27 protein-coding genes are annotated in these 25,549 nt (G+C 73.2%); 14 read left to right on the forward strand and 13 right to left on the reverse strand.

Annotated elements, in window-relative coordinates:
- The first annotated feature begins 2 nt into the window (after positions 1-2).
- The 3 genes from cydB to AB0H12_RS13485 are packed head-to-tail and all read left to right on the forward strand — an operon-like array spanning position 3 to position 5,211.
- The gene (cydB, locus tag AB0H12_RS13475; protein ID WP_499623113.1) at positions 3-1,004 is read left to right on the forward strand and encodes a cytochrome d ubiquinol oxidase subunit II; all 1,002 of its coding nucleotides are present in this window, start codon (positions 3-5) and stop codon (positions 1,002-1,004) included.
- Complete coding sequence (cydD, locus tag AB0H12_RS13480) at positions 1,001-4,093, forward strand: thiol reductant ABC exporter subunit CydD (protein ID WP_499623115.1); 3,093 nt, start codon at positions 1,001-1,003, stop codon at positions 4,091-4,093. Before cydB ends, cydD begins: the two co-directional genes overlap by 4 nt.
- On the forward strand, positions 4,090-5,211 hold the full coding sequence (locus AB0H12_RS13485; protein ID WP_499623116.1) for a GAF domain-containing sensor histidine kinase: 1,122 nt from the start codon (positions 4,090-4,092) through the stop codon (positions 5,209-5,211). Before cydD ends, AB0H12_RS13485 begins: the two co-directional genes overlap by 4 nt.
- Before the next feature lie 110 nt (positions 5,212-5,321).
- Here AB0H12_RS13485 and AB0H12_RS13490 read toward each other — a convergent pair whose 3' ends face one another.
- Positions 5,322-5,951, reverse strand: a complete 630-nt coding sequence (locus tag AB0H12_RS13490; protein WP_230569375.1) for a response regulator — start codon at positions 5,949-5,951, stop codon at positions 5,322-5,324.
- 60 nt (positions 5,952-6,011) lie between these two features.
- Between AB0H12_RS13490 and AB0H12_RS13495 the strand changes: the two genes are divergently transcribed.
- Complete coding sequence (locus tag AB0H12_RS13495) at positions 6,012-6,494, forward strand: GNAT family N-acetyltransferase (RefSeq protein ID WP_230569374.1); 483 nt, start codon at positions 6,012-6,014, stop codon at positions 6,492-6,494.
- A gap of 50 nt (positions 6,495-6,544) precedes the next feature.
- On the opposite strand, the gene AB0H12_RS13500 is transcribed toward AB0H12_RS13495, so the two are convergent.
- Entirely contained in the window at positions 6,545-7,147 is a 603-nt protein-coding gene (locus AB0H12_RS13500) for a macro domain-containing protein (protein WP_499623118.1), read from the reverse strand.
- A 114-nt stretch (positions 7,148-7,261) separates the two neighbouring features.
- Between AB0H12_RS13500 and pheA the strand changes: the two genes are divergently transcribed.
- Positions 7,262-8,155, forward strand: coding sequence for a prephenate dehydratase (gene pheA, locus AB0H12_RS13505; protein WP_499623120.1), 894 nt, complete (start codon positions 7,262-7,264; stop codon positions 8,153-8,155).
- A complete protein-coding gene (locus AB0H12_RS13510; protein WP_499623121.1) occupies positions 8,152-8,766 on the forward strand; it encodes a histidine phosphatase family protein in 615 nt (204 codons plus the stop codon). The genes pheA and AB0H12_RS13510 overlap by 4 nt, the downstream gene beginning before the upstream one ends.
- On the opposite strand, the gene AB0H12_RS13515 is transcribed toward AB0H12_RS13510, so the two are convergent.
- Complete coding sequence (locus AB0H12_RS13515; RefSeq protein WP_499623123.1) at positions 8,767-9,855, reverse strand: GNAT family N-acetyltransferase; 1,089 nt, start codon at positions 9,853-9,855, stop codon at positions 8,767-8,769.
- A gap of 55 nt (positions 9,856-9,910) precedes the next feature.
- Here AB0H12_RS13515 and AB0H12_RS13520 point away from each other — a divergent pair, with 55 nt between their 5' ends.
- Positions 9,911-10,360: a MarR family winged helix-turn-helix transcriptional regulator gene (locus AB0H12_RS13520; protein ID WP_499623125.1), complete on the forward strand. Its 450-nt coding sequence runs from the start codon at positions 9,911-9,913 to the stop codon at positions 10,358-10,360.
- A gap of 12 nt (positions 10,361-10,372) precedes the next feature.
- On the opposite strand, the gene AB0H12_RS13525 is transcribed toward AB0H12_RS13520, so the two are convergent.
- On the reverse strand, positions 10,373-10,723 hold the full coding sequence (locus AB0H12_RS13525) for a metallopeptidase family protein (protein ID WP_230569370.1): 351 nt from the start codon (positions 10,721-10,723) through the stop codon (positions 10,373-10,375).
- Positions 10,724-10,727: 4 nt separating this feature from the next.
- Complete coding sequence (locus AB0H12_RS13530; protein WP_499623126.1) at positions 10,728-11,792, reverse strand: septum formation family protein; 1,065 nt, start codon at positions 11,790-11,792, stop codon at positions 10,728-10,730.
- A gap of 120 nt (positions 11,793-11,912) precedes the next feature.
- Here AB0H12_RS13530 and AB0H12_RS13535 point away from each other — a divergent pair, with 120 nt between their 5' ends.
- From AB0H12_RS13535 to AB0H12_RS13545, 3 genes are all read left to right on the forward strand, one after another.
- On the forward strand, positions 11,913-12,602 hold the full coding sequence (locus AB0H12_RS13535) for a hypothetical protein (protein WP_499623127.1): 690 nt from the start codon (positions 11,913-11,915) through the stop codon (positions 12,600-12,602).
- Positions 12,603-13,766 (forward strand): glutathionylspermidine synthase family protein, encoded by a 1,164-nt coding sequence (locus AB0H12_RS13540; protein ID WP_499623128.1) that lies wholly within the window; start codon positions 12,603-12,605, stop codon positions 13,764-13,766.
- 106 nt (positions 13,767-13,872) lie between these two features.
- The gene (locus tag AB0H12_RS13545; RefSeq protein WP_499623129.1) at positions 13,873-14,325 is read left to right on the forward strand and encodes a DUF350 domain-containing protein; all 453 of its coding nucleotides are present in this window, start codon (positions 13,873-13,875) and stop codon (positions 14,323-14,325) included.
- 134 nt (positions 14,326-14,459) lie between these two features.
- On the opposite strand, the gene AB0H12_RS13550 is transcribed toward AB0H12_RS13545, so the two are convergent.
- Entirely contained in the window at positions 14,460-15,074 is a 615-nt protein-coding gene (locus tag AB0H12_RS13550; protein WP_499623131.1) for a DUF6891 domain-containing protein, read from the reverse strand.
- 81 nt (positions 15,075-15,155) lie between these two features.
- On the opposite strand from AB0H12_RS13550, the gene serS reads away from it, so the two are divergent.
- Positions 15,156-16,406, forward strand: coding sequence for a serine--tRNA ligase (gene serS / locus AB0H12_RS13555; protein WP_230569365.1), 1,251 nt, complete (start codon positions 15,156-15,158; stop codon positions 16,404-16,406).
- A gap of 142 nt (positions 16,407-16,548) precedes the next feature.
- Here the strand turns inward: serS and AB0H12_RS13560 are convergent, their stop codons facing one another.
- The 3 genes from AB0H12_RS13560 to AB0H12_RS13570 are packed head-to-tail and all read right to left on the reverse strand — an operon-like array spanning position 16,549 to position 19,158.
- Positions 16,549-17,082, reverse strand: a complete 534-nt coding sequence (locus tag AB0H12_RS13560) for a hypothetical protein (protein ID WP_499623132.1) — start codon at positions 17,080-17,082, stop codon at positions 16,549-16,551.
- A 2-nt stretch (positions 17,083-17,084) separates the two neighbouring features.
- Complete coding sequence (gene lhgD / locus AB0H12_RS13565; protein ID WP_499623134.1) at positions 17,085-18,272, reverse strand: L-2-hydroxyglutarate dehydrogenase; 1,188 nt, start codon at positions 18,270-18,272, stop codon at positions 17,085-17,087.
- Between the two features lie 10 nt (positions 18,273-18,282).
- Positions 18,283-19,158, reverse strand: a complete 876-nt coding sequence (locus tag AB0H12_RS13570) for an LLM class flavin-dependent oxidoreductase (protein ID WP_499623136.1) — start codon at positions 19,156-19,158, stop codon at positions 18,283-18,285.
- A 47-nt stretch (positions 19,159-19,205) separates the two neighbouring features.
- Here AB0H12_RS13570 and AB0H12_RS13575 point away from each other — a divergent pair, with 47 nt between their 5' ends.
- Entirely contained in the window at positions 19,206-20,024 is an 819-nt protein-coding gene (locus tag AB0H12_RS13575; RefSeq protein WP_499623137.1) for an HAD family hydrolase, read from the forward strand.
- A gap of 60 nt (positions 20,025-20,084) precedes the next feature.
- Complete coding sequence (locus tag AB0H12_RS13580; protein ID WP_499623138.1) at positions 20,085-21,026, forward strand: NAD-dependent epimerase/dehydratase family protein; 942 nt, start codon at positions 20,085-20,087, stop codon at positions 21,024-21,026.
- A gap of 79 nt (positions 21,027-21,105) precedes the next feature.
- On the opposite strand, the gene AB0H12_RS13585 is transcribed toward AB0H12_RS13580, so the two are convergent.
- From AB0H12_RS13585 to AB0H12_RS13600, 4 genes are read right to left on the reverse strand one after another with little or no spacing between them, the layout of a single operon-like run.
- Positions 21,106-21,501 (reverse strand): DUF2304 domain-containing protein, encoded by a 396-nt coding sequence (locus AB0H12_RS13585; protein ID WP_499623139.1) that lies wholly within the window; start codon positions 21,499-21,501, stop codon positions 21,106-21,108.
- Position 21,502: 1 nt separating this feature from the next.
- Positions 21,503-22,192 carry a polyprenyl-phospho-N-acetylgalactosaminyl synthase PpgS gene (gene ppgS, locus AB0H12_RS13590; RefSeq protein WP_230569355.1) on the reverse strand — a complete coding sequence of 230 codons (690 nt, stop codon included), beginning with the start codon at positions 22,190-22,192 and terminating at the stop codon, positions 21,503-21,505.
- 45 nt (positions 22,193-22,237) lie between these two features.
- Positions 22,238-23,380, reverse strand: coding sequence for a glycosyltransferase family 4 protein (locus AB0H12_RS13595; protein WP_499623140.1), 1,143 nt, complete (start codon positions 23,378-23,380; stop codon positions 22,238-22,240).
- Positions 23,381-23,390: 10 nt separating this feature from the next.
- Positions 23,391-24,635: an MATE family efflux transporter gene (locus AB0H12_RS13600; RefSeq protein WP_499623141.1), complete on the reverse strand. Its 1,245-nt coding sequence runs from the start codon at positions 24,633-24,635 to the stop codon at positions 23,391-23,393.
- A 47-nt stretch (positions 24,636-24,682) separates the two neighbouring features.
- On the opposite strand from AB0H12_RS13600, the gene AB0H12_RS13605 reads away from it, so the two are divergent.
- Positions 24,683-25,486, forward strand: a complete 804-nt coding sequence (locus AB0H12_RS13605) for a glycosyltransferase family 2 protein (RefSeq protein ID WP_499623142.1) — start codon at positions 24,683-24,685, stop codon at positions 25,484-25,486.
- The last annotated feature ends 63 nt before the right edge of the window (positions 25,487-25,549 follow it).

A 25,549-nucleotide genomic window follows, 5' to 3' on the forward strand; every position in this document is an offset into this window, starting at 1 on the left:
CCGTGGAGACGTTCTGGTTCTGCGTGATCGCCCTGCTGTGGCTGGGCTACCTGTTCCTGGAGGGCTTCGACTTCGGCGTCGGCATGCTGCTGCCCGTGCTCGGGCGGTCCGACCGCGAGCGGCGGGTGCTGGTCAACACCATCGGGCCGGTGTGGGACGGCAACGAGGTGTGGCTGCTGGTGGCGGTCGGCGCCACGTTCGCCGCGTTCCCCGCCTGGTACGCGGCGCTGCTCAGCTCGGTGTACCTGCCGCTGGTGCTGTTCCTGCTGGCGCTGATCGGGCGCGGTGTCGCGTTCGAGTACCGGGGGAAGGTGGACTCGGCGCGGTGGCGGAGGGTGTGGGACGCGGTGATCGTGACCGGGTCGTGGACCGCCGCGCTCGCGGTCGGGTTGCTGCTGTCGACGACCGTGTTCGGGATGCCGCTGGACGCCGCCGGCGACCGCGTCGGCTCGCCGTTCGCCTCGATCCGGTGGGAGACGCTGCTCGGCGCGGTGGCGGTGGCCGGGTACGCCTTGGTGCACGGCGCGGTGTTCCTGTCGCTGAAGACCGAGGGCGACGTGCGGGAACGGGCGCGCGCGCTGGCGTTGAAGGTCGCGCCGGTGGCGTTGCTGCCGTTGCTGGTGCTGCTGCTGATCGTGCAGCTGCGGTTCGGGTCGGTGTGGACGTGGGGCGCGTCCATCGCGGTGGCCCTGGCGGCGCTGGGCGCGTACGGGCGGCTGGTGCTGCGGCGCGAGGGGCAGGCGTTCGCGCTGATGGGTGTCGTGGTGGCGGCGACGGTGGCGGCGCTGTTCGGCGCGCTGCACCCGAACGTGCTGCCGTCCACGCTGGACCCGGCGTGGTCGCTGACGGTGGCCGGCGCGGCGTCGAGCCCGTACACGCTGACCGTGATGACGTGGGTGGCCGCGTTCGGCACGCCCGCGGTGCTCGTCTACCAGGGGTGGACGTACTGGGTGTTCCGCAAGCGGATCGGCACCCGGCACATCCCTCAGGTGCACGTGCCGTGAACTTCCCCGGAGCCCCTTTCGCCAAGAAGCCGGGGAAAGGCCCGCTCGGCGCGCTGCCCGCGCTCTCGCGCTCGGCGCGCCGGGCGTTGGCCTGGTGCGCGGTGCTGGCCGCGCTCACGGCCGGCGCGCTGGTGTGGCAGGCGGTCGCGCTGGCGTCGGCGCTGGTGACCGGCGGGTCGTTGTGGGTGCTGGCGGGCGCGGTCGTCGTGCGGGCGCTGTTGGCGTGGGCGACCGAGTCGGTGGCGGCGCGTGCGGCGGCGGGCGCGAAGGAGGAGCTGCGGGCGGCGGTGCTGGACCGGGCGCTGGGGCTCGGGCCGTCGTGGATCGTGGCGCGGGGTCCGGCGTCGCTGGCGGTGCTCGCGACCAAGGGGCTGGACGCGCTGGACGCGTACTTCACCCGGTACCTGCCTGCCCTGGTGACGACGGCCGTGGTGCCGGTGGCGGTGGGCGGTTGGATCTTCTTCACCGACCCGACGTCGGCCGTGCTGATCGCGGTGACGCTGCCGTTGATCCCGGTGTTCGCGATCCTGATCGGCCGGTTCACGTCGGCGCGGGTGGCCGCGGCGGCGACGGCGCTGGAGCGGTTGTCGGGTCGGCTGGCGGAGCTGGTGCGGGCGCTGCCGGTGCTGACCGCGTTCGGGCGCGCGGCGGCTCAGGCGTCGGCCGTGCGGGAGGTGGGCGAGCGGTACCGGCGGGCGACCATGGGGACGTTGCGGGTGGCGTTCCTGTCGGCGTTGGTGCTGGAGATCGTGGCGTCGCTGTCGGTGGCGTTGATCGCGGTCGGTATCGGGCTGCGGCTGGTGTCGGGGGAGATGGCGCTGGTCACGGGCCTGGTGGTGTTGATCCTCGCGCCGGAGTGCTACCTGCCGCTGCGGGCGGCCGGTGCGGCTCACCACGCTTCGGAGGACGGTGTGGAGGCCGTGCGGCGGGTCGCGGAGATCCCCGCGCCCGGTCCGGCGGAGGCCGGTCCGGTCGGCTCGGTCGAGGGGGTGGAGGTCCGTGATCTCCGCGTCCGGCGGCGGGGGCGGTTCGCGCCGGACGGGGTCGGGTTCCGGGTGCGGCCCGGCGAGGTTCACCGGTTGGACGCGCCCAGCGGGGAGGGCAAGTCGACGCTGTTCAGCGTCCTGTTGGGGTTCGTCGAGGCGGACGGCGGGTCGGTGGCCGTCGACCGGTCGTCCATCGCCTGGGTGCCGCAGCGGCCCGCGTTCGCCGGGCGGACCGTGGCCGACGAGCTGGAGCTGACCGCGGGCCGGGTCGATCACGACGTGCTGGCGTCGGTGGCGGCCGATCACCTGGTGGCGCGGCCGATCGCGGACCTGTCGACCGGCGAGCGGCAGCGGGTCGCGGTCGCGCGTGCGCTGACGCGCGTCCGGGACGGCGCGAGGGTGCTGCTGCTGGACGAGCCCACCGCCCACCTCGACCCGGCGACGGCCGCGAAGGTGATGGCCGCCGTGCACCGAGCCGCCGAGGACGGTGCGGCGGTCGTGCTGGCGACGCACCGGCTGGTGGGCGAGCAGGCCGAGGAGGTCGCGGCGGCTCGGGAGGTCGACGTCGTGGACGACCGGTCGACCGCCGCGCGGACGCCGCGCCCGACCCGGCGGCTGCTGGCGGGGGCGTTGCTGGGCACGGCCGCTTCGCTCAGCGGTGTGGCGCTCACGGCGTTCGCGGCCTACCTGATCGCGAAGGCGGCGACCCAGCCGCCGATCCTGACGCTGTCGGTGCTGGTGGTGGGCGTGCGGACGTTCGCGCTGGCCAAGGGCATGTTCCGGTACCTGGAGCGGCTGGTGTCGCACGACGCCGCGTTCCGGCTCGCCGAGTCGTTGCGGGTCGGGTTGTGGCGCGGCCTCCGGCCGGGTCGGGCCGAGCTCACCCGACTGGTCGACGACGTCGACGCGGTCCGCGACCTGGTGCCGCGCGTCCTGCAGCCGCCGCTGGTCGCGGTGGGCGTGTCGGTCGCGGCGGTGACGTTGTTCGCGGTGATCGAGCCGGTGGCCGGCCTCGCGCTGGCGGTGGCGCTGGTCCTCGGCGGCACGCTCGCGCCGGTCGTCGCGGTGCTCGCCGAACGCCGCGCCACGGCCGTGCTCGCCAGGGGACGGCGGCACGTGTCGGAGCAGGTGCTGACCCTGCTCACCGCCGCACCCGACCTGATCGCGTTCGGCGCCGACCGCGTGGTGCGCGCCGAGCTGGCGCGCCAGGACGCCGAACTCGCCAGGCAGGCACGGCGGCAGGCCCTCGGCGCGGGCGCGGCGATCGGCATCGTGCACCTGACGACCGGACTGGCGTCGGCGGTGTGCATCGGCCTGGCCGGGGGCGTCGACCCGCTGCTCGTGCCCGTCCTCGGCCTCGTGCCGCTCGCGTTGGCCGAGGTGCTGAGCGCGTTGCCCACCGCCGCCCAGCACCGTGCGGCGTTGCGCGAGTCGTACGGCCGGATCGTCGAGCAGCCGCCGGCGACCGGGGCGGCCCGGGTCGAGCGGGGCTCGGTCGGCGGCGCGGTCGGGCTCGAAGGCGTGACGGTGAAGTGGCCCGGGAGCGCGGAACCGGTGCTGGAGCGGGTGTCGTTCGACCTGCCGGCCGGCGCCAAGGTGGCCGTGGTGGGTCCGTCGGGAGCCGGCAAGTCGAGCTTGTTCGCGTTGTTGTTGGGCTTCCTCGAACCCGAACGCGGGCTGGTGTGGCGGCCCGACCGCGTGGCCTGGTGCCCGCAGGAGCCGATGCTGGTCTCGACCACGGTCCGCGAGAACCTGCGGCTGGGTGACCCCCGGGCGGATGACGCGCGGTTGCTCTGGGCGCTCGACGTCGCGGGCGTGCGGCTCGACCTCGACACCGTGATCGGCCCGACCCTGCTCTCGGGCGGCGAGGCGCAGCGGGTCGCGCTGGCCCGCGCCCTGCTCCACGACGCCGACCTCGTGCTCCTGGACGAGCCGACCGCGCACCTCGACGAGCCGACCGCCGCCGCGTTGCTGGCCCGCCTGGACGACGTGCTGCGGGACAAGACCGTCGTCCACATCACCCACCGGCCGGGCGAGGCCGACCGCGCCGACCTGGTGCTGGACGTCGCCGAGGGCCGGATGCGGACCAGGGCCTACCGTTGACCACCGTGGACCCAGCCCGCGTGCTCGCCGCGTCGACCGAGATCACCTCGGCCGCCCTGGCCGGTGACGACCCGGACGCCGTGCTGCCGCTCGTGGTGCGCAGCGCCGTCGAACTCGCCGGCGCGGACCTCGGGCTGGCCATGGTGACGGCGGAGGACGGCACGCTGACCGTCGAGGCGTCCTCGGGCGACGACGACCCGGTGGGCGTCGTGCTGTCGAGCCGCTCGTCGGCGGCGCGGGCGGCGCGGACCGGCGTGCCCGTGGTCGCGGACGACTTCACCACCGACCCGCGCACCGCGCCGTTCGTGCCCAAGGCGTTGCGGGGGTACGGGCCGTTCGCGGTCGCGCCGTTCGGCACCAAGGAGCGCAAGATCGGCGCGCTGGCCGTGTACCGGCGCAAGGGCGCGCAACCGTTCAGCCCGGACACGGTCGAGGTGCTGGCCGCGTTCGCCGCGCAGGCGGGGCTCGCGGTCGTGCTGGCCGAGGGGTCGACCGCGCGGCAGCGGATAGCGGTCTACCAGGAACGCGAGCGCATCGCGCGCGACCTGCACGACGTGATCATCCAGCGGCTGTACGCGACCGGCGTGCAGCTCGACCTGCTCGACCGGCGGCTCAAGCTCGACGGACGGGAGGCGCGGCGGCTGGCGGACTGCGTGGACCAGCTCGACCGGACGATGGCCGAGGTCCGCGCCACCGTCCGGGCCCTGCGCAGCGCCGACCCGGGCAAGCCCGCCGACGTGGACCTCAAGGGCTCGGTGCTGGCGGAGGCCCGCACGGCGGGCGAGCTGCTCGGGTTCGAGCCGGAGGTGCGCGTCGAGGGCGACGTCGCGGACGTGCCGGCGGACCTGGCCGACCACGCCCGCGCGGCGCTGCGGGAGGCGTTGTCGAACGTGGTGCGGCACTCGGGCGCCCGGCACGTCGGCATCACGCTGCGCCGCACGCCCGACCGGCTCGACCTGGAGGTCGCCGACGACGGGTGCGGCGTCCCGCGCGGGGTGGCCAAGCGGGGGTTGCGGCACCTGGAGGAGCGCGCCCTGGCGGCCGGCGGTGGTTGCGAGGTCGCGTCGTCGCCCCGGACCGGCACCACGATCACCTGGCACGTGCCGCTGAACCCCTGACCGGGGTGTCACGGCGCGGAGCCGGCACGACGCCCGTGACCGCACACCGAACGGCCGATGCCGCGTAACCGGCCCGGCTCGCCGCGCGCCCGACCGCACCGCGCCCGGGGTCAGCGCGAGCGGCGGGCCACCCAGGCGGCGGCCTGCGTGCGGCGTTCCATGCCCAGCTTCGACAGCACCGCGGTGACGTAGTTCTTCACCGTCTTCTCCGCCAGGAACAGCCGTTCGGCGATCTGGCGGTTGGTCAGGCCCTCCCCGATCAGGTCCAGCACCCGCCGTTCCTGCTCGGTCAACGCGTCCAGCACGTCCACCTCGACCGGGCGGCGCATGCGGTCCAGGACGCGGGACGTCGTCTGCGGGTCGAGCAGCGAACGCCCGGCCGCCACCTCGCGCACCGCCGTCACCAGGTCCTGCCCGCGCACCTGCTTGAGCAGGTAGCCCGACGCGCCCGCCATGATCGCCCCGACCAGCGCCTCCTCGTCGTCGAACGCGGTCAGCACCAGGCACCTCGGCCCGTCCGCGAGCGCGCGCAGCCGACGGCACAGCTCCACGCCGCCGCCGTCGGGCAGCCGGACGTCGACCACGGCGACGTCCGGCCGGGTCGCCGAAGCGCGGACCAGGGCCTCGCCCACCCCGCCCGCCTCGGCGACCACCGAGATGTCGTCCTCGTCCTCCAGCAGCTCGCGCAGCCCCCTGCGCACCACCTCGTGGTCGTCTACGAGCAACACTCGCACCGGCACGAACCAACCATAGGTCGAATGCCGGTACCCACCGCGCCCGCCCGCCAAGACAGTGCAGGGATGCTCGTACGCGCGATCGAGGAAGCCGACCGGATCGTCGTCGGCAGGCTGGTGCTTGAGCTGTGGGGCGCGCACACCGCGGTCGCCCACGGCCAGGTGTTCTTCCCGGCGAGCCTGCCCGGGTTCCTGGTCGAACAGCAGGACACCGTGGTCGGGTTGCTGACCTACGCCGCCGCCGACGGACACTTGGAGATCGTCACCATCGACGCGTTGCGAAGAGGCCGGGGTGTCGGGAGCTCGTTGGTCGACGCCGCCGTCCGCCGGGCCCGCCAGCTCGGCTGCTCCCGGGTCAGGCTCACCACGACCAACGACAACCTCGACGCCCTGCGCTTCTACCAGCGCCGCGGCTTCCGGCTCACCGCCCTGCGCGCCGACGCGGTGCGCGAAGCCCGTCGCCTCAAGCCGGAGATCCCCAGCGTCGGGGACTACGGCATCCCCATCACCGACGAGCTGGACCTGGAGCGTTGGGTGGCGCCGCGCTAGTTGTCCACAGGTCGGGGTCGAACTGTCCACAGGTTGTGCACAACTGGCGGCTACCTCCTGGGCAGCGGGCTGAACACCTCGTCCCACGCCGCCGCGACCTGCCGTGCGCACGTGGCGGGCGCGACCCCGCCGACGCCCGTGCCCAGACCGGGCATGGCGATCGTGCGCACGACCTCGCGCAGCGGGCGGCCGTCGTCCAACCGGCCGCGCAGCCACAACCGCAGCACGGCGCGCGCGGCCAGGTACGGGTGCACGGTGTCCTCGGGCAGCAGCTCACCGGGCTGCCGCATGGTCGGCGCGCTGATCAGCCACTCGGGCTCGGGCTCGCCGGTCGGCACGACCAGCGCCTCGCCCACCGGCAGTTCGCCGCCGTGCAAGCCGAGCACGGCACTGCGCACGTTGCCCTCCACCAGCGGGAACGCTCGCGCGTAGACCGCGTCGATGCCCCCGCGCATCCAGCCGGAGGAGTTGGCGGGGCTCACCACGGCCTCGGCGACGATGTCGAGCACCGAGCCCCGGTGCACCTCGACGCCGCTCCGGCCGTCGGCCACCGCGAGCCAGGCGCGGGCCAGCGGTTCGTCGACGGCGCACAACACCAGACGGGGAACTGCTACCGGAGCGTTGATCTCACCCTCCGTATCGGCGGCGGACACATCACCAGCATTCCAGGAGAACCGGTTGCTGCGGAACGGGGGCGGGCACCCACCGGGCGGGTGATCCTCGCCTCAACAGCGGTCACCGGACGTGGTCCTCGTATCGTTGCGGCCGTGCTCGCCTACTTCGGACCGCAGGGAACGTTCACCGAGCAGGCCGCGCGCGGCTTCGCCTCTCCGCAGCAGGAGCTGGTGCCGTTCGACACGGTGCCCGCCGCCCTGACCGCCACCCGGCGCGGGGAAACCGGGTCGGCCTGCGTGCCGGTGGAGAACTCCGTCGAGGGCGCGGTGCCCGCGACGATGGACGCGCTGACCGAGGGCGAGCCGCTGGTCGCGGTGGCCGAGGCGGTGCTGCCGGTGCGGTTCAGCGTGCTGGTGCGGCCCGGCGGCGAGCCCGTGCACACGGTCGCGAGCCACCCCCATGCGCTGGCCCAGGTGCGGCACTGGCTCGCCGAGCACCTGCCCGAGGCCAAGGCGGTCGCCACGACCTCCACCGCCGCCGCGGCGCGCGCCGTGCTCAACCACGAGTTCGACGCCGCCGTGAGCGCTCCGGTGGCCGTGCGGCACTACCCGCTGGAGGTGCTGGCCACCGACGTGGCCGACGTGCGGGACGCGAAGACCCGGTTCCTGCTCCTCCGCCCGCCCGGCGAGCTGCCCGAGCCGACCGGTCACGACCGCACGTCCGTCGTCTGCACGGCCGCGGACCGGATCGGCGCGCTGTCGGAGCTGCTGACCGAGCTGGCACTGCGCGGCATCAACCTGACCCGCATCGAGTCCCGGCCGACCAAGGGCAGGCTCGGCGAGTACCGGTTCTACATCGACTTCGACGGTCACGTGGCCGAGCCGAGGGTGGGCGACGCGCTGGCCGCGCTGCACCGGCACTGCCCGCAGACCCGGTTCCTGGGCTCGTACCCGAAGGCCGAGCCGGGCGGCGTGGTGGCGGGCAACGAGGAGTTCGTGGCGGCGGCCGAGTGGGTCGACGAGGTCCGGAGGGGGCACGGCGCGTGAGGTTGATCCTGGTCAGACACGGCGAGACGGCGTCGAACGTGAAGATGGCGCTGGACTCGCTGCCACCCGGCCCGCCGCTGACCGACGCGGGCCGGGCGCAGGCCGCCGCGTTGGCCGAGCAGATGGCCGCCGAGCCCGTGACGGCCGTGTACGCCAGCACGGCGGTGCGCGCGCAGGAGACCGCGGCGCCCGTGGCGGCGGCGCACGGCCTGGACGTCGAGGTCGTGGACGGCGTGCAGGAGATCTTCTGCGGCGACCTCGAAGGGCGGCACGACCGCGAGGCGTTCGAGGTCTTCATCGCCACGGTGAAGCAGTGGGCCGAGGGCGAGCTGGACGTGCCGCTGCCCGGCGGCGAGAGCGGTCGCCAGGCGCTGGACCGCTACCTGGCCGCGGTGGACGGGATCACCGCCAAGCACCGCGACGGCGACACGGTGGTGCTGGTCAGCCACGGCGCGGTGCTGCGGATGGGCGCGCTCGCGCTGGCCCGCAACGTGGGCCCCGCGCTGGCCGAGGCGGGCCTGCTGCCCAACACCGGCCGGGTCGTGCTGGAACGCGGCGACGACGGCTGGCGCTGCACGTCGTGGACCGGGGTGGACGTGGTCGGGGACTGATCAGCGCGCCGCGGTCGCCAGGAGCGGCTTGGTCAACGGGACGACGCCGTCGTGGACGGCCCCGCGCCGGTACCCCGAGCGCTCGTAGAGGGCGACGTTGCGGTGGCTGCGAGCGCCGGTGTGCAGCCGCGACGCGCGCACCCCGGGCGGCGCCTGCTCCTCGGCGAAGCGGAGCAGCCAGGCGCCGAGCCCCCGGCCCGCGAGATCGGGCGCGACCATCAGGCGCCCGATGTCCCACGTGTCACCGTCGCGGCGAGCGCGGACGGCCCCCACCAGCCGGCCGTCGAGGCGCGCGCACCACACCGCCCAGTCGTCCGTCCATGCCCGGACGGCGTCGGCCGTCTCGTGCAGCGGCGCGAGGTCCCAGTCGTCGTTGGCGATGGCCTCCTGGACCCAGCAGCAGCGTTGCAGCACGACGAGTTCCGCCGCGTCGGCGGCATCGGCGCGCCGCAGGCCGACACCCGGCACGGGCGGCGGCGCGCCGGCCGGGGCGACCGCTTCGCCGTCCGGCCGGTACAGCGGGCGCAGGACGCGGGCCAGGCGGACGAGCTCGCGGAGGGTGTTGTGCGCGGCTTCGTCCCTGGAGGGGTCGTCGAGCAGTCGTCCGTCGCCGAAGTGGTCCCCGATGCGCAGGGCGACGGTGGCCCCGGTGGGCACCATGCGCAGGGTGGTGGCGACCTGCTTGGCCATGTGGACGCCGCGGGTTCCCGCCGAGGTGTGGCCGTACCCGACGAAGGACACCGGCTTGTAGGCCCACTCCTCGGACAGGTGGTCCATGGCGTTCTTCAGGGCGGCCGGCATGCCGTGGTTGTGCTCGGGGGTGACGATCGCGAACGCGTCGGCGTCGGCGACGAGCCGGCTCCACGCCCGGGTGTGCTCGTGGTGGTAGGTGCCGGAGGACGGGTGTTCGGGCTCGTCCAGGAGGGGCAGCCCGATCCGCCCCAGGTCGGCGATGTCGATCTCGGCGGCGTGGTCGACCGCGACCTGGTGGTTGACCAGGGTGAACCACTCGCCGACGGTCCGGCCGAGTCGACCCGGGCGGGTGCTCGCGACGATCACGAGCACGCGGACCGCAGAGTTCTTTGACATGTCAACGAGGCTAGCTCCGGTTTCGTTGACATGTCAAAGGTGGCAGGATGGGTGCATGCCCGAGGTGCCGTGGTTGACGCCGGACGAAGAGCGGGCCTGGCGGGCGTTCCGGCGCCTGCTCACCGTCCTGCCCGCGCGCACCGCTCGCGACCTCGCCGCGCTCGGCCTCTCCTCGACCGACTACGAGGTGCTGAGCACGCTGTCCGAGAAGCCGGACCGGCGATGGGGGCTGCGGGACCTCGCCGCGAAGATGCAGTGGTCGCGCAGCCGGCTCTCGCACCACGCGGCCCGGATGGAAGCCCGCGGCCTGCTCGAACGCACCGAGGACGTCAACGACGGCCGCGGCAGCATCTACCACCTCACCGACGACGGCTTCGCCGCGCTGGAACAGGCCGCGCCGGGGCACGTGCGGTCGGTGCGGAACCGGTTCATCGACCACCTGTCCGCCGACGAGCTGAAGGCGCTGGAGACCATCGCCAACCGCATAGCGGACCTGCCCGACTGATCGGCCGGGCGCCTAGCCCCAGCCCAGCTCGTGCAGCTTGGCGTCGTCGATGCCGAAGTGGTGCGCGATCTCGTGGACCACGGTGACCACGACCTCCTCCACCACGTCGTCCTCGGTGCGGCAGATGTCCAGGATCGCCTCGCGGTAGATGGAGATCCGGTCCGGCAGGACGCCGCCGTAGTCGGTGGTCCGGCTGGTCAGCGCGATGCCGTGGTAGAGGCCGAGCAGGCTGGGCACGTCCGCGTTGCGGTCCTCGACCAGCACCACGACGTTGCTCATCGCCGCCGCGAAGTCCGGCGGGATGAGGTCGAGGGCCTCGCCCACCAGTTCCTCGAACCTCTGACGGGTCATCTCCACCGGCATGTCGTCACCTCGACGTCGTCGTGGTCGTGGCTGTCGTCGTCTCGTCCGACTTCGGCGGGTTGGAACCCGACGAGGGCGGCGCGGCGGAGCTGGAGTTGGACTGGGAGTGCAGCGGCGCGCCGGTCGGCTCGTCCTGCTGCACGGCGGTCGTCTGCGGCGGGTTGGACGTGGTCAGCGGCGGTGCGTTCGGGTTGCGGACGCTGCCCTCCCACGCGATCAGGACGTTGTCCACGGGCTGCGCGCCGACCTTGCAGTTCGCCAGCCGGGAGCCGGCGGCCCAGCTCTCCGGCGCCCGCGTGTCCCACGTGACGATGAGGCCGCGGGCCTTGAGGTCGGCGCCGCCGGTGTACTCGGCGGTGAGCTTGCCGCACTCGGCGAACAGCACGTCGTCCTGCTGGTCGGACGGCGGGAACTCGCCCGGCGGGAGGGGCACCACCCCGGTGATCTCGAACGTGTGCGGCTTCGCGCAGTCGATCGGGTCACCGACGGACCCGGTGGCGGTGATGCCGAGGCAGACGCCCGGGTCGTAGACGTCGGACTGGTTCTGGGTGCGCGCCGAGCCGTAGGCCGGGAGCAGCCCGCCCGCCGGACCGGCCACCTGCAGGCCGCAGCGCAGCGTCCGCTGGCCCTCGCCCCACAACCGCTCGCCCGGGTTCAGCGGGCCGACGGTGTACTTGCCGAACGGGTCCAGCTTGCCGCCGAGGTAGTCCAGCGACGGCTTCGCGCACTGCTCCTGGCTGATCAGCTGCCACTGCTCGTCGTCCGGGAACGGCGCCTGCGGCCCGTGAGCGGCGGAGATGTCCGCCACACCGGTCACCTCGAACAGGTGCTGGGCTGCGCAGTCGACCTTCTCGACGTCCGACAGGTCCTGCTTGGTCCAGTTCAGGCAGTCGCCCGCCTGAGCTGCCATGACGGGGTTCACCTTGGTCGTGGCCGGGCTGCCGATGCCGCCTGCGCCCACCGGCCACCCGATCAGGGTGCTCAGGGCCAGCAGCACGAACGCGCCAGCCGACGCGCCGAGCATGACCAAGTGGTCACCTCGACGAAACCAGCGCGTGGTGGCGGACATCTACTCCATGATGCCTGTGTAGGCCGTGTAACCGTTCGGGCGGGTGGAGAGTGTTGCTTTTGGGACACTCGTCACCCATTCGGCGGCCGATCTCTGTACCGTCCCCGCCGGGAGTGGCTGATGACTGAGAACGACAACACCGGTAGCGCCGCGACGCCCGGCCAGGGTGGGCCGAGCGGACCGGGCCAACCGAGCGGACCGGCGACGCCGGGGCCGGGGAGCGGTGGCGCGTCGCCGCCGCCGTACGTGCCCCCGACGCCGCAGGGACCGCCCCAAGGACCGCCGCCGGGCGGTCGTGGCCAGATCCGCAGCCAGGAAGCGGGCCAGACCAAGCCCCGGCCGCCGACACTGGCCGAGCAGCGCGCCCGCGCCGCGGCGATCGAGCAGCAGCGCGAGCAGCAGCTCGCCGTCGAAGCCGAGGAGGCGCGTCGCAAGAAGCTGCGCAAGCGGCTGCTCATCGGCGGCGGCGTGGCCGTCGGCGTGGCCGGCGTGGTGGCCATCTGGTACGCCGCGTCCAGCCCCGACGACGTGGTCGCGCAGTGCGTCAAGGACGACGTGGTGGTCGAGGACCAGTACTGCGACGAGAGCTACGCCAGGTCGCACGGCGGCTACGTCAGCGGTGGGTTCATCTACATCGGCGGCAGCTCGTACCGCTACAACTACGGCGCGCCGAGCACCCCCGTCGGCCAGAAGGTCAGCGGCGGCACCTACACCATGCCCAAGGGCGCGAACATCAGCACCAAGTCGGGCACGGTCGTGCAGCGCGGTGGGTTCGGCGTGTCCGGCGGCAGCAAGAGCGGGGGCAGCTGAGTGCGTCGGGAGACCTCCGCGCCCCGGCCGAACTGGCAGCGCACCGTCTCCGAGCAGGGGCTGGTGTTCGGCGCGCCGGCGCGGGCCGCGGACGGCAGCCCGCGCCCGTACTGGGACGAGTCGGCGCACTACGTCTTCGAGATGAGCGACGTGCTGTCGCTGGAAGCCGACGTCGAGCTGCTGCACAACATGTGCCTCGAAGCCGTCGACAACGTGGTGCTCACCGAGCGCTACCGCGACTTCGGCATCAACGAGTGGCTGTGGCCCGCGATCGCCGAGTCGTGGAAGCGCCGCGACCCGCACGTGTACGGGCGGTTCGACCTGCGCTACGACGGCAGCGGGCCGGCCAAGCTGCTGGAGTACAACGCCGACACGCCCACGTCGCTGCTGGAGGCGTCGGTCGTCCAGTGGAACTGGAAGACCGACGTCCACCCCGAGGACGACCAGTGGAACTCGATCCACGAGAAGCTGGTCGAGCGCTGGGCCGAGATCGGCAGCCGGCTGCCGTCCAACGAGCTGCACTTCACCTGGTCGGGCGCGGACCCCTCGGGTGAGGACCACGTCACCGTGGCCTACCTGCAGGAGACCGCGGCCGAGGCGGGCATGGACACGGTCGGCCTGGCGATCGAGGAGATCGGCTGGGACTCGCTGCTCAAGCGGTTCGTCGACCTCGAGGACGCGCCGATGGGCACGGTCGTGAAGCTCTACCCGTGGGAGTGGGTGGTCGACGAGCAGTTCGGCCGCTACGCGGTGGAGAGCCTGCCCGGGACCCTGTGGGTCGAGCCGCTGTGGAAGATGCTGCTGTCCAACAAGGCGCTGCTGGCCGTGCTGTGGGAGATGTACCCCGGCCACCCGAACCTGCTGCCCGCGTTCCTGGACGACCCCGGCCTGCTCACCGAGTACGTGCGCAAGCCGAGGCTCGGCCGTGAGGGGCAGAACATCCAGATCGTGGCCCCCGGCTACGAGACCCAGACCGGCGGGGTCTACGGCAAGGAGGGCTTCGTCTACCAGCTCTTCGACCCGCTGCCCGAGTTCGACGGCTACCGGCCGGCGCTCGGCGCGTGGGTCGTCGGCGACGCCTCGGCGGGCCTCGGCATCCGGGAGACCGTCGGCCTGGTCACCGACGACGGCGCGGCGTTCGTGCCGCACAGGATCGTCGAATGAACCCCTCCCCGAAACCCGCGAAGGCGCCACGTCCGCCGTCACCGGCACCGTCACCGGCTCCTTCACCGGCGGCACAACCGATCAACCTGCACACCACGGAGGGTCTGTGATTCCCCCACTCGCGCTGGACCCCGGCTTCGGGTCCGCCATCGGCACCGGCGTCGGTGCGATCGCGCTGTACGCGATCGTCGGCCTGATCCTGATGGTCGTCGGCTTCTACGCCATCGACTGGACCACCCCGGGCAAGCTGAGCGCCCTGGTCCGCGGCGGCGCCCCGAACGCGGTCATCGTCACCTCCGCCGGTCTGGTGAGCATGGCGCTGATCATCGTCGTGGCGATCTACAGCGCGGCGGGCAAGCTGGCCGAGGGCCTGCTGTCGGCCCTGATCTTCGGCTTCGTCGGCATCATCGTGCAGGTGCTCGCGGTCCGGCTGCTGGAGTGGGTGACCAAGCTCGACATCGGCTCGCTGATCGAGTCGGAGCGCTTCGCACCGGCCAGCGTCGTCGTGGCCTCGGCGCACGTCGCCCTCGGCCTCGTGGTCGCCGTCGCGATCTCGTAGCTCTCACGGCGAAGGGGGCGCGCCCGCGGGTCGGGCGCGCCCCCTTCGCGCTGTCCGGCGCTGTCAGGGGGTCGTGCTGTCGGGGTGGCGGTGTCAGGGGTCGTGCCGGGGCCGCTCCGCCCAGGCCGTGCTGGTCAGCCCGTCGGCAGCCGCTTCCGCCAGGCCATCGGCCCCACCTTGATCCGGGCGCGCGCCGACCCGTTCCACTCGACGGGCAGCCCGCTCGCGGCGAGCGTCGCGACCACCTCGCGCGCCACGGCCTCGTCGGCCGCCGCGTGGTCGGTGGACCCGTGGCTCGCGGGGTCGCCGAACGAGCCGTAGGCGAGCCAGACCCCCTCGCCCGCCACCGCGCTCTCGGTGTCCTGCCGGTGGAAGAACACGTACCCGCGCGCGTCGTCGCCCGCCTCGTCGCCGATCTCGGCGTGCCCGCACGTCTGGCAGCAGGTGAAGTCGGCGCGGGCCACGATCCCGTCGCGGTCGAGCGCGTCGAACACCGCGAACAGCCGGTCCACGTCCGTGCTCTCCGGCCACGCCTCCTGCTCGGCGGACCGCTCCCGCCACACCCGCTCCACCACCGCCCGCGCGACCGCGGGCGTGATCGGCCGCTCGTCGGCCACGTAGTCGAGCACCTGCTCCACCGTGTCGTCCAACGAGGTCATGCCCGCGTGCACCAGCGTGCGCGCGTAGTTCTCTGCCAGGTCCGACGCCTCGGTGGGCGGGCCGGCGTCGTCGTCCGTTCGTTCAACCACGCGCGCATCCTGCCCGAGGGGTCCGACAGCGGGGCGTGACGTCGTGCAAACCGCTTCCGGCCGGGTACTACCCTTCCTGGTGTGATTGACCTCAAGGCACTGCGCGAGAACCCGGAAGCCGTCCGCGCGTCGCAACGCGCGCGTGGCGAGGACGAGACCGTGGTCGACGCGCTGCTGTCCGCCGACGAGCGCCGCCGGGCCGCCATCGCCCGCGCCGACGCGCTGCGCGGCGAGCAGAAGACGTTCGGCAAGCAGGTCGGCCGGGCCAAGGGCGAGGAGCGCGACGCGCTGCTGGCCAAGGGCAAGGAGCTGGCCGCCGAGGTCAAGGCCGCCGAGGCGGAGCAGTCCGCCGCCGAGGCGGAGCTGGGCGAACTGCACCGCGCCGTGCCGAACGTGGTCCACCCCGACGCGCCCGAGGGCGGCGAGGACGACTACGTCGTGCTCAAGCACGTCGGCGAGAAGCGCGAGTTCGACTTCGAGCCGCTCGACCACCTGGACCTGGGCGTCCGGCTCGGCGCGATCGACATGGAACGCGGCGCCAAGGTGTCCGGCTCGCGCTTCTACTTCCTGACCGGCGTCGGCGCGCAGCTGGAGCTGGCGCTGCTGAACATGGCCGTCGCCCAGGCCACCGCGGCCGGGTTCAAGCTGATGATCACGCCGACCCTGGTGCGCCCGGAGATCATGGCCGGCACCGGGTTCCTCGGCGCGCACGCGAGCGAGATCTACCGCCTCGAAGCCGACGACCTGTACCTCGTCGGCACGTCCGAGGTGCCGCTCGCGGGGTACCACTCGGACGAGATCCTGGACGGCCCGAAGCGGTACGCGGGCTGGTCGTCGTGCTACCGGCGGGAGGCCGGCTCGTACGGCAAGGACACCCGCGGGATCATCCGCGTGCACCAGTTCAACAAGGTCGAGATGTTCTCCTACGTCAAGCCGGAGGACGCCGAGGCCGAGCACGCCAAGCTGCTGGCGTGGGAAGAGGAGATGCTGGCCAAGATCGAGGTCCCGTACCGGGTCATCGACACGGCCGCGGGTGATCTGGGCACGTCGGCCGCGCGCAAGTTCGACTGCGAGGCCTGGATCCCGACCCAGCAGGCCTACCGGGAACTGACGTCGACCTCGAACTGCACCACGTTCCAGGCCCGTCGGCTCAACGTGCGCTACCGCGACGAGAACGGCAAGCCGCAGATCGCCGCCACGCTCAACGGCACGCTGGCCACCACGCGGTGGATCGTCGCGATCCTGGAGAACCACCAGCAGGCCGACGGCTCGGTCGTCGTCCCGCAGGCGCTGCGCCCGTTCCTCGGCCTGGACGTGCTCAAGCCCAGTTGATCAAGCCCGGCTGAGCTGTCCGAACCCACCACCCACGGGCACCGACTCCGGCAGTTCGCTGCCGGAGTCGAGTGCTCCCGGCAGGCGCAGAACCCCGACGGCGATGTGCCGGAGCTCAGGCGGGGTGCGTTCGCGTCCTTCCTCAGGACACCATCGTCCGCAGGGCGTGCACCGACTCGTTGAGCACCCTGCGCAGGCAACGCAGCTCGACGGCCGTCCAGCGGGGCCGGTAGACGGTCTCACCGGCCAGCCACGGCACGTTGGCGGCGGTGAGCTTGCCGTGGCAGCGGAGTTCCACCCGTTTCCGAGCGGGCCAAGCGCCGGTAGCGGTCGCCTGCACGTCCCAGTGGAAGTTCCGCAGGTTCAGCGCCGAGCCGGGGTCGGGTGCGGCTCGCCCCCGCAGCCACGCCTGGGCCGGTTCGAAGTCCAGGGTGGATCGACTGATGGTCCCGTCGTCCTCGGCTTCCAAGCCGGTCCACCCCGCCCGCCGAGCGTGCTCCTCGCAGGCGTCGGCCGTGGGCCACGTGAGGATCCGGGGGCCTCGGGCGGCGAGCCGGTCGACGTCGCCGTCGGGTCCCCACCACACGGCGACCTCGCGGCCGTCGAAGCGGAGCGTGACGACCTCGCCGCGCGGCGGCGCGCTGTCGCCGTCACCGGGGCGCTCATCCGGGTCCACGCTCAGGTCCAGCTGAGCTCGACCTGGCCGGCCACGTGCCGGCCGATCTCCAGGGCCGACGTCGCGGCGGGTGAGGGCGCGTTGAGCACGTGCACCTGCCGCGGCGCGGTGTCGATCAGGAAGTCGTCCACGAGCGACCCGTCCGCGCGCATCGCCTGCGCCCGCACCCCGGCCGGCGCGCGCACCAGGTCGTCCTCGCGGATCGCGGGCACCAGGCGGGCCAGGCTGCGGGCGAACCGCTTGCGCGACAACGACCGCAGCACCTCCTCGGCGCCCGTCCGGGCGAACTTGCGGGCCAGCCGCCACGTGCCGGGGAAGCGGGCCACGTCGGCGAGGTCGGCCGGGGACACGTCACGCCGGCGGTAGCCCTCGCGGCGCAGGGCGAGGACGGCGTTCGGGCCCGCGTGCACGCTGCCGTCCAGCATCCGGGTCAGGTGCACGCCCAGGAACGGCAGCGCCGGGTCCGGCACCGGGTAGATCAGGCCGCGCACCAGCCGTCGGCGGTCGGGCCGCAGCTCGTAGTACTCGCCGCGGAACGGCACGATCGCCGCCGACGGCGTCACGCCCGCCAGCCGCGCCACCCGGTCGCTGTGCAGGCCCGCGCAGTTCACCAACGCATCCGCCCGCACGACCCCGCGCGTCGTGGCCACCTCGACGCCACCGCCGCTGAGGGCGCGCCGGATCGCCAACGCGGGCGTGTGCAGCCGCAGGTCGTGGCCGTTCAGCTCGCGCACGAGAGCCGCGCACACGGCCGGGAAGTCGATGATCCCGGTGCTCTCCACCCGCAACGCGGCCACGGCCGCGACCTCGGGCTCGTACTCCCGGGCCTCGTCCACGCCGATCCGCCGGGCGGGCACCCCGTTCGCCTCGGCCCGTTCCGCCAGCGCCGCCAGGCGCGGCACCTCGTCCGGCGAGGTGGCGACGACGAGCTTGCCGCACACGTCCACGGGCACGCCGTGCTCCCGGGCGTAGGCGACGATCGAGGCGTTGCCCGCGACCGACATGCGCGCCTTCAGCGACCCCGGCTTGTAGTACAGGCCCGCGTGCACCACGTTGCTGTTGTGCCCGGTCTGGTGCGCCGCCCAGTGCGGCTCCTTCTCCAGCACCACCACGTCGTGGCCGCGCCGGGCCACCTCCCGAGCGGTCGCCAGCCCCACGATCCCGCCACCGATCACCACGACTCGTCGCACAGCCGGAACGCTAGCCGCCGACGAGTTCGGGCAGCACGTCGGCCGCGACCCGTTCCAGCACGGCCTCGCTCCCCGCGTACACGCCGTCGGCACGGGGCCAGTGCACGACCAGGTCGGTGAACCCCAGCCCGCGCGCCCGGCCGGCCACCTCGCGGAAGCGCTCCACGCTGGTCAGCGAGTACACCGGGCAGGAATCGGCGTTGAGGTGGAAGTCGATCGACTCCTTGGCCCGCCCGATCCCGGCCAGCACCTCGCGGAACCGGGCCGTCATCGCGGCGACGCCGTCCCACCACTCGTCCTCGTCCTCGGTCTCCGGCCCGGTGGTGACCCAGCCCGTGCCGTACTTCGCCGCGACCGCCATCGCCCTCGGCCCGTTGGCCGCGACCACGAACGGCAGCCTGGGCCGCTGCACGCAGCCCGGCGCGCTCCGGGCGTCGCGGATCTCGTAGTGGTCACCGCTGAACGTGGTCCGGTCCTGCGCCAGCAGCATGTCCAGCGCGGCCACGAACTCCTCGAACCGGCCCTGCCTGCTGCGCGGTGACGTGGCGCCCATCACCTCCGTGTCGTATCCCACACCGCCGGCGCCGACGCCGAGCGTGAAGCGGCCGTCGGAGAGGTCGTCGAGGGCGAGCAGCTCCCGGGAGAACGGCACCGGGTGGCGGAAGTTGGGTGACGCGACCAGCGTGCCGAGCCGGATCGTCCGGGTGGCCGTCGCCGCCGCTGCCAGCGTCGGGACCGCGCCGAACCAGGGTCCGTCGACCAACGAGCGCCAGCCCATGTGGTCGTAGGTCCAGGCGTGGTGGAAGCCGTACTCCTCGGCGGCCTTCCACTTGTGTTCGGCCATCCACCAGCGGTGTTCGGGCAGGATCACAATCCCAGTGCGCACCCGGCGACGGTAGCCGAGTCCGTTCCCCGGGAGTGCACCATGTGACGGTGCAGAGACCATCCCTTGTGGCATCCGACGTCGACGGCACCCTGCTCACACCCCTGGGCCGGGTCAGCCCGCGCACGGCGGACATGATCGCCAGGGTGCTGGCGGCCGACGTCCCGTTCGTGCTGGCCACCGGCCGCCCGCCCCGCTGGGTGCCGGAGGTGGCCGAGGCCGCGGGCCTGTCCGGCTACGCCGTGTGCTCCAACGGCGCGGTGCTCTACGACATCGGCGCGGACCGCGTCGTCACGGCCGAGCTGCTCACCCCCGAGCAGCTGACCGACCTGTCCGCCGTGCTGGACGAGGCGCTGCCCGGCTGCGCCCTGGCCTCGGAGCGGGTCGGCGAGTCCGCCCGCGGCTCGGACGAGCCCGAGTTCATCGCCGACGAGCACTACCTGCACCCGTGGGGTGACGGCGCACAGCCGCTGCCCGGTCACCAGCGGGCGCAGCTGACCGGCAAGCCGGCGGTGAAACTGCTGGTCAGGCACCGGAACATGGCCTCGGACGAGATGGCGCGGGCCGTCGGTCCGCTGGTCGGCGACTCCGTGGCGATGACCTGGTCGACCAACGAGGGCCTGCTGGAGTTCGCCGCGCCCGGCGTGACGAAGGCGTCCGGCCTGGCCGCCGTCGCCGAACGCCTCGGCGTGCCCGCGAGCGGCGTGCTGGCGTTCGGCGACATGCCCAACGACGTGCCCATGCTCACGTGGGCGGGCCACGGCGTGGCCATGGCCAACGCGCACCAGGACGCCTTGGGCGCCGCCGACGAGGTCACCGCGGCCAACTCCGAGGACGGGGTCGCGCTGGTGCTCGAGCGGTGGTTCTAGGCTGCCCGTGACGACTCGACCCCACACCCACCCCGATCCACCCACACTGGAGAGACACCCGTGCGCGCACTCGTGACCGGCGGAGCCGGCTTCATCGGTTCAACCCTGGTCGACAGGCTCCTGAGGGACGGGCACGAGGTGCACGTCGTCGACGACCTCAGCCGCGGCAAGCGGACGGCGCCCGCCGACCCCGCCCACGCCGACCGCTACTCGTTCTCGCGGGTCGACATCACCTCGCCGGAGCTGGCCGACGTGGTGGCCTCGTTCGGCCCCGAGGTGGTGTTCCACCTGGCCGCGCAGATCGACGTGCGCGTGTCCGTGGCCGACCCGCTGCTCGACGCCAACAAGAACGTGCTCGGCACGGTGAACCTGGCCGAGGCCGCCCGTCGCGCGGGCGTGCGCAAGGTGCTGTTCGCCTCGTCCGGCGGCTCGATCTACGGCACGCCCGAGGTGCTGCCGGTCGCCGAGTCGACCCCGATCAACCCCAAGTCGCCCTACGCGGCGTCGAAGGTGTCCGGCGAGGTGTACCTGAACACCTACCGGCAGCTGTACGGCCTGGAGTGCACGCACCTGGCCCTCGCCAACGTCTACGGGCCGCGGCAGGACCCGCACGGCGAGGCGGGTGTGGTGGCCATCTTCGCGTCCGCGCTGCTCGCGGGCCGTCCGACGAAGGTGTTCGGCGACGGCGGCAACACCCGCGACTACGTGTTCGTGGAGGACGTCGTGTCGGCGTTCATCGCGGCCTCCGGCGAGGCTGGCGGCGGCCGGCGCTACAACATCGGCACCGCGCACCAGGTGTCCGACCGCGAGCTGCACACCCTCGTCGCGCAGGCGGCGGGCGTGGCCGACGACCCCGAGTTCGCGCCGGCCCGGCTCGGCGACCTGCGCGCGTCGGCCATCGACCCGTCGCTGGCGCAGGCGGACCTGGGCTGGAAGCCCGAGGTGGACATCGCCACGGGCGTGCGGCTGACCGTGGACTACTTCCGCGCGCTGGAGAGCTGACCCGGCCGGCAGAGCGACCGACGACGGACGGGCCGGTCCTCCCGAGGAGGGAGTGACCGGCCCGTCCGCGTTCGTCGGGTCAGGAGGTGTGAGCGGGGTCCTCGACGCGCTCGACGGCCTCGACGACCGCGGGCGCGTCCTTGCTCTCGGGAGCCTCCGCGTTGCGCAGCGCGATGGCGCGGGCCAGGCGCGCGTAGCGGAGCTCCAGCTCCTTGAACCGCAGGTAGGTGTTGATGGTCTGGAAGCCGAAGGCCACGACCAGGGCGTAGAGCAGCAGGTCGGTGCCGCGGCCGACGCCGACGAGCTCGGCGACCTTCGACACCTCGACCGGCCTGATGACGGCGACGACCGCCAGCACCAGGAACAGCAGGAAGCCGATCTTGACGCCGGCCGCGGTCTTGGTCGTGCCGTGGTTCTTGAGGAAGAACACCAGCAGCACGATGACCGCGGCGATGAGCAGGAACTGGATCAGCATGTCAGCGCCTGGACCCCGTCTTGAGAGCCGAGTCGAACAGGATGTTCACACCGTTGATGAGCGACTGGCCCTTGGACATCGAGTACTCCGTGTAGAGGATCTCGACCTGTTCCTCGGTGACCCGCCACCCGCGCTGCGAGATCATGTCGACGATCTGCGACGCGTGGCCCATGCCGTTCAGCGTGATGCGGAGCTCGTCCGCCACCTTCTTGTTGAACACCCGCAGCCCGTTGTGCGCGTCCGACAGCTTCAGCTTGCGCAGCTTGGGGCTGACCGCCACCACGGTCTTGAGCACCACGCGTTTGATCAGCGGGATGTGCGAGTCGTCGCCCTTGAACCGGGTGCCGACGATGATGTCGACCGGCTCGGCGCGCAGCCGGTCCAGCATCCGCACCACGTCCGCGACCTGGTGCTGGCCGTCGGCGTCGAACGTCACGAAGTACTCGGCGCCCGGTTGTTCGCGGGCGTACTCCACGCCCGTCTGGATCGCCGCGCCCTGGCCGAGGTTGACCGGGTGCTGCACCAGGTGAGCGCCCGTGCCGCGGATCGCGTCCGCTGAGCCGTCCCGGCTACCGTCGTCGACGCACACGATGTTCGGGAACGTCTGGAGCGCGTTGCGCACCACGTCCGCGATCACCTGTGCTTCGTTGTAGACGGGCACGACCAGCCATACGTCAGACTGGTCCGCCACGGCGGCCTCCCTGGCGAGTGAGTCGGATGGGGTTTCGCAGACAGGCTAGCGCGCGGACCGGTCCCCGCCGTCGCCGACCAGCATTGCGGCGAACTCGGCGATGGTCCGGTCCCACGAGAAGCGCTCGCGGGTGATCTCGCCGAGCTTGGCCGCGCGCGCCTCGCCCTCCGGGTCGGTGACGGCCGTCTCCAGGGCGACGGCGAGCGCGCCGGGGTCGCGCGCGGGCACGAGCCAGCCGGTCACGCCGTTGTCCACGATCTCGGCCGTGCCGCCCACGTCGGTGGCCACGACCGTGCAGCCCATGGCCGCCGCCTCCAGCACGGTGGTCGGCAGGCCCTCGGTCCAGCTCGGGTTGACGAACAGCGAGGCCGAGGACATCTCGCGCAGCGCCGTGTCGTGGTCGACCTCGCCGAGGAACCGCACGTGCTCCTCCAGGCCGAGGCGCGCCACCTGGGCCCGCAGGTCCGCCGCGGCCGGGCCGTCGCCGCACAGCCGCAGCTTCAGCGGCACGCCCCGGCGGTGCAGGGCGGCGGTGGCGGTGAGCAGGTCGGCCACGCCCTTGCCGTTGATGAGCCTGCCCACGTAGCAGGCCACCGGGCCCTCGGCGTCGTCCGGGCGGCGGGCCACCACGCCCTCCGGCAGCTCGATGCCCCGGTACAGCACCTTCGCTTCGCGCTTGGCCAGGTCGCGGACGAACCGCGCGGCCGACTGCGACACGGCCACCACGGCGTCCGCCCAGCGCAGCACGGGCTGGCTGGTGAGCGTGTCGACGGTGGCGGCGACGAACCGGACGAACCAGCCGCCGCTCTGCACCGGGCTCGACCCGTGCTCGACGTGCAGCCGGCGCAGCCCGGCCCGCTTGGCGAACAGCGACGCCCACAGGTGCGGCCAGTAGAAGCGGGTGTGGGTCATCAGCACGGCGTCCGGGCCGCACAGCTCGCGCAGCTTCCGGGTGAAACCCGGGTAGGGCACCGGGTAGTGGGAGATGACCTCGCGGCCCGACCAGCGCACGACCGTCCACCGGTCGCTCAGCCGTTCGACCCCCGCCGGCGCGCCGACCGCCGAGGTGAACACCGTGATCCGCAGGTCCGGATCGGCTTCGAGCATGCGCCGGTGGAGCTCTTGCGCGTACGCCTCCACCCCGCCCTTGTGAGGCGGGTAGTAGACCGGCATGTCGACCAAGTGCACGGCCACGAATCTAGGCCCTTTCCCGATGCCCGAGCAGGCCGGCCCAGGCCAGTGCGGCGGCGGTCAGCCACGCCAGCGCCATGCCGAACGCGACGCCCATCACGCCGAACAGGAGGCCGAGGCCCGCCACGAGGGCGATCTCGGTGACGAACTGGACGGTGCGCACCCGCGGTCCGAGCCAGGCCCGGCCGCTCGCCTTGCCCGCGACCAGCGCCGTCTGCGCCGTGGCCAGCAGGAACGCGTACGCCAGGAGCACCAGCACGACCGGCCGCAGGCCTTCCCACGGCGTGCCGAGCGCGGCGGTGAGCAGGTCGGCGGGCGCGACCAGGGCCAGGCCCGCGAACACCAGGCTGACGACCGCCGCCAGCCCGGAGACGAGCATCGGCGCCCGCACGACCTCGCGGGCCGACCGGCCCGCCAGGTGCGCCAGCAGGGCGTTGCTGATGCCGATGAACAAGACGGTGAGCGCGGTCACCGGCACCAGCGCCTTGCGCAGCAGGCCGAGCCCGTCGAGGCCGACCACCCACGCGGTCACGCCGAACGTGGCCCAGGTGCCCGCGGTCAGGTAGACGGCGTCGATGAGGAACCCCGGCAGCAACGACCGCCGGTCGCGCAGCCAGCCGCGCACCGCGCCGACCGCGAACGGACCGCCGGTCAGCCACGCGCAGACCGCCGCCACGGGCACCGCGCTCAACGCCCAGAGCAAGTAAGTGGACGACGTGTCCAGCTCACCGACGAGCATGGCCACGCCGATGGCGCCGAGGAACAGCACGAGCCACGAGCCGTCCAGCGCCAGCGCCCGCAACGGCCGCTGCCGCGCGTACGAGACGTACCGGCCGTGGTCGAGCACCGCGGTGAACGGCGAGGCCAGCGCCTGGACCAGCAGCAACGTCCGGGCGGGCCCGTCCACCAGCAGCCCGACGACCAGGCACGCGACCCCGATCGCGAGGCCGAGCAGCAACGACGTCGCCGCCGCGCCGCGCACACCCCGCGCGTCGCCGGTCGCGACGACCTTCGACACCAGCAGCGGCTCGGCCGCGACCGCGCGGCCCAGGTACCACTGGCCGATCTGCACGATCGCGACCAGCGAGAACACGCCGTACTCGGCGTCGGTCGACAACGGCGCGGCGATCAGCTGCACGGCGAACGTGATGGCGCTGAAGACCAACTGGTCGAGGGTGACGGCCGACTGGCGCACCGCCGTGCCTGCCACTGCGCGCAGACCGTCGAGCCGTGATCTGTTCGCCGCCGTCACGGGTGTCCTCTTCTTGGGGGTGCCAGAGCGGGCCTTACTGTACGGCGTTGTCCGATCCACCCCCGCAGCAGGAGAACCCCATGCCATCGCCGGTGTCCGTGGTGATCCCGTGCGCGCCTCGGGCGGACTTCCTCGCCGAGACGTTGCGCTCGGTCGCCGAGCAGACCCACCAGGACTGGGAGGTCGTGCTGGTCCTCGACGGCGAGTGCGAGCAGAACCGGGCCGCCGCGCGCACGTTGCCCGACGACCGGGTCCAGGTGCACCTGACGCCCGCGCCGCGCAGCGGGCCCGCCGTCGGCCGCAACATCGGGCTCGACGCGGCCAAGCACGACCTGGTGGCGTTCCTCGACGCCGACGACCTGTGCCTGCCGCAACGCCTCGAGCACCAGGTCGCCGTGCTCCAGCAGCGGCCGGGCCTGGGGCTGGTCGGTGCGTGGGCCCGGCAGATCGACCCGTCCGGGCAGGTGGTCGGCGAGATGCACTCGGCCATCGGGCCCGAGGTCGCGCGCACCATGCTGCTCTACAACTGCCTCATCACCTCCACGATCGTCCTCCGCAAGGAGCTCGCGGCGCAGGTCGGCGGTTTCGACCCGCGCCTGGTGCGGCTGGAGGACTACGACCTGTGGCTGCGCGTCATGGCGCTGGCGGACGGCGACGTGCTGCCCGAGGAGCTGGTCGGCTACCGCGTGCACCCCGGGCAGTACAGCCGCGGCGCGCTCATGGGCTCCCACACGAAGCTGCTGCGGCGGTCCAAGCAGGCGTTGGCGAAGCGGATCGGGGTCAGCGGGCTGGGCGTCGCCGCCCGGCACGCCGCGTGGCTGGGCGTGCAAGTGGCCCACCGCCGCTGGTGAGGCCCGCGCGGGTACTCTGCGGTCGCAGCGGGACGGGGCCCCGCTCCTACGCCAAGTGATCGG

Source organism: Actinosynnema sp. NPDC023794 (genome assembly GCF_040639675.1).
Taxonomy (GTDB): domain Bacteria; phylum Actinomycetota; class Actinomycetes; order Mycobacteriales; family Pseudonocardiaceae; genus Actinosynnema; species Actinosynnema luteola.

Bases quoted from the DNA above. Each gene is read 5' to 3' on its own strand.
- AB0H12_RS13530 (WP_499623126.1), bottom strand. From the start codon at position 11,792: ATGTCCGCCACCACGCGCTGGTTTCGTCGAGGTGACCACTTGGTCATG.
- AB0H12_RS13495 (WP_230569374.1), top strand. From the start codon at position 6,012: ATGCTCGTACGCGCGATCGAGGAAGCCGACCGGATCGTCGTCGGCAGG.
- AB0H12_RS13585 (WP_499623139.1), bottom strand. From the start codon at position 21,501: ATGCTGATCCAGTTCCTGCTCATCGCCGCGGTCATCGTGCTGCTGGTG.
- AB0H12_RS13515 (WP_499623123.1), bottom strand. From the start codon at position 9,855: ATGTCAAAGAACTCTGCGGTCCGCGTGCTCGTGATCGTCGCGAGCACC.
- AB0H12_RS13520 (WP_499623125.1), top strand. From the start codon at position 9,911: ATGCCCGAGGTGCCGTGGTTGACGCCGGACGAAGAGCGGGCCTGGCGG.
- AB0H12_RS13535 (WP_499623127.1), top strand. From the start codon at position 11,913: ATGACTGAGAACGACAACACCGGTAGCGCCGCGACGCCCGGCCAGGGT.
- AB0H12_RS13525 (WP_230569370.1), bottom strand. From the start codon at position 10,723: ATGCCGGTGGAGATGACCCGTCAGAGGTTCGAGGAACTGGTGGGCGAG.